Genomic DNA, 5882 nt, shown 5'->3' on the forward strand with positions numbered 1-5882 from the left:
TGTCGTGGTCAAACCATTTCGGACACGTCAATGAGTTGGGTGGGTTGAATCTCAGTGAGTGTGTTCGGCGTGTCGCTCATGCTCGACAGGCGAGCGATAGCCGAGTGTGGAATGCAGCCTGACGGGGTTGTAGAAGCAGGCGATGTAGTCGGCGACATCGATCATCGCTTCGGCGTGATTGGCGTAGTCGCGCTGCCAGACGCGTTCCATTTTCAGGTTCAGGAAGAAGCGCTCCATCACGGCGTTGTCCCAGCAGTTGCCCTTGCGGCTCATGCTGGCAACCAGGCCGTTGCTTGCGATCAGGGCGGCATGCTCGCTGCTCGCGTACTGGCTGCCGCGATCGGAATGCACGATCAAGCCAGCAGCGGGCCGACGGCTGACGATCGCCATGTTCAGCGCCTGGCACACCAGCTGTGCCGGCATGCTCGGCGCCATGGCCCAGCCAACGACCCTGCGCGAATACAGATCAAGCACCGCGGCGAGATACAGCCAGCCGCTGCGTGTGCGGATGTAGGTGATGTCCGAGACCCACGCCCGGTTCGGCGCCGCGGGACGGAACTGTCGATCCAGCACGTTGGCCGCCACCGGCAAGCCATGCCGGCTGTCGGTGGTGTGAACGAACTTGCGTCGCCAACGCGGTTGCAATGCATGGCTGCGCATCAACGTCCTGGCTCTGTGGCGGCCCACGTTCAGGCCCTGCGCCCGCAACGCCGCGCTCATGCGCCGGCTGCCGTAGCTGCGTCCACTGGCCTCGAACACTGCCTTGGCATGCGCGGCCTGGGCACACGTGCGCGGCCCGCGCTGGCGCCTGGCGTAGTACCCCGAGCGGCTCACATCCAGCACTCGGCACAACTGCTTGATCGAGGCCTTCCCCGCCCACTGCGTGATCAGCGCGTGAATCACTTCAGTCCCCGGGCAAAGAAGGCCGACACTTTTTTTAGCAGGTCGTTGTCCGACTTCAGTTGCCGGTTCTCTGCTTCGAGCTGGCGAATGCGTTGCTGCTCCGCCGTCAGCGGCTTGCCCGCACCGGGGCGCCCCGCCGCTTCCTCGTCGAACTGCTCGAGCCAGCGGCGCACGCCGCTGTCCGTCAGGTTCATGTCGCGGCACACTTGCCCGACGCTCAAACCTTGGTCTCGCACCATGCGAACCACTTGCAGCTTGAACGCCGCATCAAATGCCCGACGGGCTCTCTTCTTCTCGGTCATGCTCTTCTCGTCCTCTGCGGGAAAATCTCCCATCGAGGTGTCCATCAGAATTGGACCACGTCACTACTCGCACGGCGACCTGATGACCATCACCTACCCGTCAGGCCGGGTGCTGGTGATCACGCGCGATGTCGGCGAGCTCATCGGCATGAGCCTCTCAGCGAACGCAGGCGGCACGCCCGTCCCGCTGATCAGCAACGTGAAGTGGGAGCCCTTCGGCCCGGTCAGCGGCTGGGACTGGCACATGACCAGCGGCCTCGTGACTCACCTGCGGCAGTTCGACCTGAGCGGCCGCATCGTGCGCTACCCGCTGGGCAACGCACTGCGCGACGTGAGCTACGACGCGGCCGATCGCATCACCGGCTTCACGCACCTGCTCGCAAGCGATGGCACCGCGCAACCCGCGCTGGACCAGAGCTTCGGCTACGACGAGAACAGTCGGCTGACCAGCATCACGACAGCCGCATCGAGCTGGTCGATCGCCTACGACCCGAACGGCAACCGCACGAGCGTGAGCCTGAACGGCAACCCCAGCATCTACACGACCGAGGCCACGAGCAACCGGCTCACGAGCATCACGAACCCAGCCCGCAGCTTCGGCTACGACAACGCTGGCAACACGACCAGCGCGGGCTACACCGCGACCTACGCGCTGAGCGGCTCGATTGCGAGCATCACGAAGGCCGGCGTGACCGGCAGCTACGACTACGACGCGCAGCGCCGTCGCATCCGCAAGGTGACGAGCACGGGCGAGACGGTGATCTTCGTGTATGACCTGGAGGGACAGCTACTGGGCGAATACGACCAAACCGGCAAAGCGTTGCGCGAGTACGTGTGGCTGGACAACATCCCGGTGGCGATGTTCATGCCGGACCCGGCGAACGCGAGCAACCCACCCCTGGTGTTCTACATCCACGCGGATCACCTGAACGCGCCGCGCATCGTGGTGGACCGGAACGGCGCCAAGCGCTGGCGCTGGCTGGCCGAGCCGTTCGGCACGACGGCGCCGGAGACGAACCCCGACGGGCTCGGGGTCTTCACGCAGAACCTGCGCTTCCCAGGGCAGTATGCGGACAACGAGAGCGGGCTTTGGTACAACTACTTCCGCTTCTACGCGCCAGAAGGCGGGAGCTATGTTCAGAGTGACCCGATTGGGTTGGGTGGTGGAATTAACACATATGGGTATGTTGGCGGGAATCCCATCCAGGGCATAGATAGAAATGGCCTGGATTGCACGTCGACGAACGGGGAAACAACTTGCTCTACACCATATTCGCCGATCGTTACATTCCCGACTCCTCCTGGATTCCCCGCCTCACTTAATGGATACTTCTATCACTATTATGACGTCCTTACTGCCTTGCGTGGCGTAAATCCCGATTGCGTTCGGCGTGCAATGAACAACGCGCCTACGCCCGGCTCAAATCCGCGACCAGCTAGCTCCGGAGGAACGTTGAATGACGCTCGAGTTTTTAAAAATACTCCAAATCCAGTCATGTCGTATCTCGTTCCAGACGGCCGGACGGGCAGGCAGGTATCGGTTAATGTGACCATTCAGCAGAGTCAATTTAGGTGGGGTTACGTCGTGCATTGGGTGGATTCAAACGGAATCGCGCACACATCAGGAGAAGGGAATGCTTGGATACAGGGGATGTTTGACGACGTAAGTATCATCGCAGACTATATGGTGTGGGCGCCTTTGATGCAGGAGGCAATCGACTCATGCAAGTGCACGAAGTAGCAAAAAAACATTTCAGGCGAACGATGGCTGGGTTCATGTTGAGTATTCTCATTAGTTCGTTGACGCTATCGGTATTATTGCCGATAGGCGTGGAATTGAATGTCGCGTCATTTCTTGTGAGTGCGATTATATACGTTCCTTACTCCATTCTGATGCATGCAACCTTTGGGTTGCTGGCATATTTTATTTTGCGAAAGTACACGGATTTTAAACTGTGGCAAGTCATTCTCGCTGGGGCGCTGTGCGGTGGAGTTTGCTGTGTCATTCTCATTTTTTCTTCTATCGCTAACTTGAGTTGGCTTTGGAGGATGGTGTTGGCTTCGGTGCTTTCCTCAGCTGGGTCATACGGTTTATTACGTGCGTCCGCTGATGACTCATTCGCACAATCAAAATCTTGAAGTGGCCAGATTCGGGGCATTGTCGGATTGACGGGGAGTTATGGGCTGAGGGAAATTGCTCGGGGAATAAAGCCGGACTGACAAGGTGAGCAATGGATACTTGCGGGCGCGCGTGCTTCCGCTTCTCTCCAAGGCTGAGCTTGAGCGAGCCGGCGCATTGGCCGAGGGTGCCATCGCTCGAATCGATCGCATCGACTCAGGCGTCGTCCCGAAATGACCACCGCACGCAGGCTCGGAACTGAACTGCGAACTGCAGGTCGCTAACATCGTCCGACCGACCCCACCCTTTTTTGCCCCGCTCATGGCCCTCTCCGACTGGCTCGCCTTCCTGTTCGTCTCCCTCTTCGTCACCTTCACACCCGGCCCGGCCGTGCTGCTGGCGGTGTCCAACTCCCTCAGCGTGGGGCCGGCCCGCGCGATGATCAGCTCGCTCGGCAATGCGGTCGGGCTGCTGCTGGTGTCCACCGCCGCCACCGCCGGGCTCGGCGTGGTGCTGCAGACCTCCGCCACCGCCTTCCTCGTGCTGAAGCTGCTCGGCGCCGGCTACCTCGTCTACCTCGGCATCCGGCAATGGCGCAGCGGCGGCGCGATGTTTGCCGAGGCCTCCGGCGCGCAGGCACGTGCCAGCACACCGGCGTGGCGCCTGTTCGGCAACGGCCTCACGGTGGCGCTGACCAACCCGAAGGCGATCCTGTTCTTCACCGCGCTGTTCCCGCAATTCATGCACGCCGGCGCGGGCGCCGCGCAGCAGTTCGTCATGCTCACGGTCACCTTCGCCGGCTGCGCGGTCTTCGCGCATGCGGTGTACGTGCTGCTCGCGCGCAGCGTGAAAGGCCGACTCGCCGAGCCGCGCCGCTCGCGGCTGCTGAACCGCGTCTTCGGCGGCAGCTTCGTCGTGCTGGGCGTCAGCCTGCTCGGCCTGCGCAGCAAGGCCGCCTGAGCGGACACGCCGCGGCGGCAGATTCCTACAGGCGCGCCGCGCCTGCTCCGATGGTGCGCGATCCCCTGCGATGGACCAATGGAGGTTCAGGCCACGGGCATGTCGCCCGCGGCAGAGCGCAGTGAAGGAGACCCTCATGAGCAATCCCGTCATCTCTTCCGACAAGGTCGAAGGCACCACCGTCTACGCCAGCAACGGCGACAAGCTTGGCTCGATCGACGACCTGATCATCGACAAGCGCTCCGGCCAGGTGCGCTACGCCGCGCTGGAGTTCGGCGGCTTCCTCGGCGTCGGCACCGACCGCTACCCGGTGCCGTGGGCGATGCTGAAGTACGACACCAACCTCGACGGCTATGTCGTCCCGCTGTCGGAAAGGCAGCTCGAAGGCGCGCCGCGCTACGCGCAGAACGACGAGCCGACGTACGACGACAGCTACGGCCGCCGCGTGTACGACTACTACGGCGTGGGCTGGTAAGCAACCGGCTTGCCACGCTCGACCGAGGGCACAGCACCCCGTGCTGTGCCCTTGGCGTTTTCAGAAGCGGTCGAAGAACGACTTGATCTCTGTCGCGGCGAAACCCGGCGGCCAGTGACCACCGTTGCTGTACCCGCACCAAGCCACCGGCTTGTTGTCGGTGCAACCCTGATAGATCACGCAGCCATTGGCTCCGATCGTGGTGGTCGTCTGGGTGCAGCTGTTCTTGGCGATGTACTTGTCTCGCGCCTCTTCACCGAACTGGTAGCCGACGACGGCATCTTCCTTGGCGTGCAGCAAGATCGCCGCAGTCTTGTTCGAGGAGGTGGCGCAACCGCTCCAGACGGATCCCGACATCGGTGCCACGGCGCGGAAGACGTCGCCCATCTGGCAACCGATCGCGTTCGACATCATTCCGCCAAAGCTGAAGCCGGTCGCAAAGGTGCGGCTCGTGTCGGTGCACAGCCCCTGCTTGAGCTGGCTGACCATCGCGCCGATGAAGCGAATGTCGCGGTCATTCGGATTGGCCCAGCCGGCGTCCAATCCGGCAGGAGCCACGAATATCGCGGTCTCGCCGTAGAGTTCCTTCAAGCCATAGAAGGCCTTGCCGCTGGCCCAGCTGTTTCCGTTGTAGACATCGGTGGCACTGCCATCACGCCAATGCAGCCCGACGATCAACGGATAGGCGTTGTCGCTCTTGTAGCCGGACGGAACGCGAACCCAGAAATCGCGCGTCACGCCATCTGAAGTCAGCGTGTATTTGCCGCTCGCGAACTGGGCGGCTTTGCCGCATCCGGCGCTCTTGTTGGAGGGAGCAGGAGCAGGAGCAGGAGCAGGAGCAGGAGCAGGAGCAGGAGCAGGAGCAGGAGCAGGAGCCGGTGCTGGTGCTGGTGCTGGTGCTGGTGCTGGTGCTGGTGCTGGTGCTGGTGCTGGTGCTGGTGCTGGTGCTGGTGCTGGTGCTGGTGCCGACCCAATCGGTGCCGCGGTGTCCGAGTCGTGGCCTCCCCCGCAGGCAGACAGCACCATGGCGCACAGCAGTGCACTCGTCGCAGTGGCGCGTCCGGGACGTCGGTTTGGCATGCTCATCGTGAAGATCCTGTTGCGTCAAAGTGGTTGCGACGCG

At 62.3% G+C, this 5882-nt stretch carries 7 protein-coding genes; 5 read left to right on the forward strand and 2 right to left on the reverse strand.

The window, feature by feature from the left end; genetic code table 11:
* Positions 1-51: 51 nt before the first annotated feature.
* A protein-coding gene (locus BUE42_RS31270) for an IS3 family transposase (RefSeq protein WP_143171462.1) occupies positions 52-1205 on the reverse strand; the annotation gives its coding sequence in 2 pieces (ribosomal slippage) (positions 52-941 and positions 941-1205; 1155 coding nt in all).
* Positions 1206-1287: 82 nt separating this feature from the next.
* Here BUE42_RS31270 and BUE42_RS31280 point away from each other — a divergent pair.
* The 4 genes from BUE42_RS31280 (at position 1288) to BUE42_RS31290 (ending at position 4759) form a co-directional block, all read left to right on the forward strand.
* Positions 1288-2946 carry an RHS repeat domain-containing protein gene (locus tag BUE42_RS31280; protein ID WP_073469411.1) on the forward strand — a complete coding sequence of 553 codons (1659 nt, stop codon included), beginning with the start codon at positions 1288-1290 and terminating at the stop codon, positions 2944-2946.
* Positions 2928-3344 carry a hypothetical protein gene (locus tag BUE42_RS32870; protein WP_143171881.1) on the forward strand — a complete coding sequence of 139 codons (417 nt, stop codon included), beginning with the start codon at positions 2928-2930 and terminating at the stop codon, positions 3342-3344. Before BUE42_RS31280 ends, BUE42_RS32870 begins: the two co-directional genes overlap by 19 nt.
* Before the next feature lie 301 nt (positions 3345-3645).
* Positions 3646-4284, forward strand: a complete 639-nt coding sequence (locus tag BUE42_RS31285; RefSeq protein ID WP_073469413.1) for a LysE family translocator — start codon at positions 3646-3648, stop codon at positions 4282-4284.
* A 136-nt stretch (positions 4285-4420) separates the two neighbouring features.
* Entirely contained in the window at positions 4421-4759 is a 339-nt protein-coding gene (locus BUE42_RS31290; RefSeq protein ID WP_073469419.1) for a PRC-barrel domain-containing protein, read from the forward strand.
* 60 nt (positions 4760-4819) lie between these two features.
* Here the strand turns inward: BUE42_RS31290 and BUE42_RS31295 are convergent, their stop codons facing one another.
* On the reverse strand, positions 4820-5497 hold the full coding sequence (locus tag BUE42_RS31295) for a CE1 family esterase (protein WP_073469415.1): 678 nt from the start codon (positions 5495-5497) through the stop codon (positions 4820-4822).
* Between the two features lie 140 nt (positions 5498-5637).
* On the opposite strand from BUE42_RS31295, the gene BUE42_RS33295 reads away from it, so the two are divergent.
* A complete protein-coding gene (locus tag BUE42_RS33295; RefSeq protein WP_073467951.1) occupies positions 5638-5850 on the forward strand; it encodes a hypothetical protein in 213 nt (70 codons plus the stop codon).
* The last annotated feature ends 32 nt before the right edge of the window (positions 5851-5882 follow it).

Origin of the sequence: Rhizobacter sp. OV335, from assembly GCF_900142965.1 — a bacterium.
Taxonomy (GTDB): domain Bacteria; phylum Pseudomonadota; class Gammaproteobacteria; order Burkholderiales; family Burkholderiaceae_C; genus Rhizobacter.

Excerpts from the sequence above, each read along its gene's own strand:
- BUE42_RS31280 (WP_073469411.1), top strand. The coding sequence starts at position 1,288 with ATGACCATCACCTACCCGTCAGGCCGGGTGCTGGTGATCACGCGCGAT.
- BUE42_RS32870 (WP_143171881.1), top strand. The coding sequence starts at position 2,928 with ATGCAAGTGCACGAAGTAGCAAAAAAACATTTCAGGCGAACGATGGCT.
- BUE42_RS31285 (WP_073469413.1), top strand. The coding sequence starts at position 3,646 with ATGGCCCTCTCCGACTGGCTCGCCTTCCTGTTCGTCTCCCTCTTCGTC.
- BUE42_RS31290 (WP_073469419.1), top strand. The coding sequence starts at position 4,421 with ATGAGCAATCCCGTCATCTCTTCCGACAAGGTCGAAGGCACCACCGTC.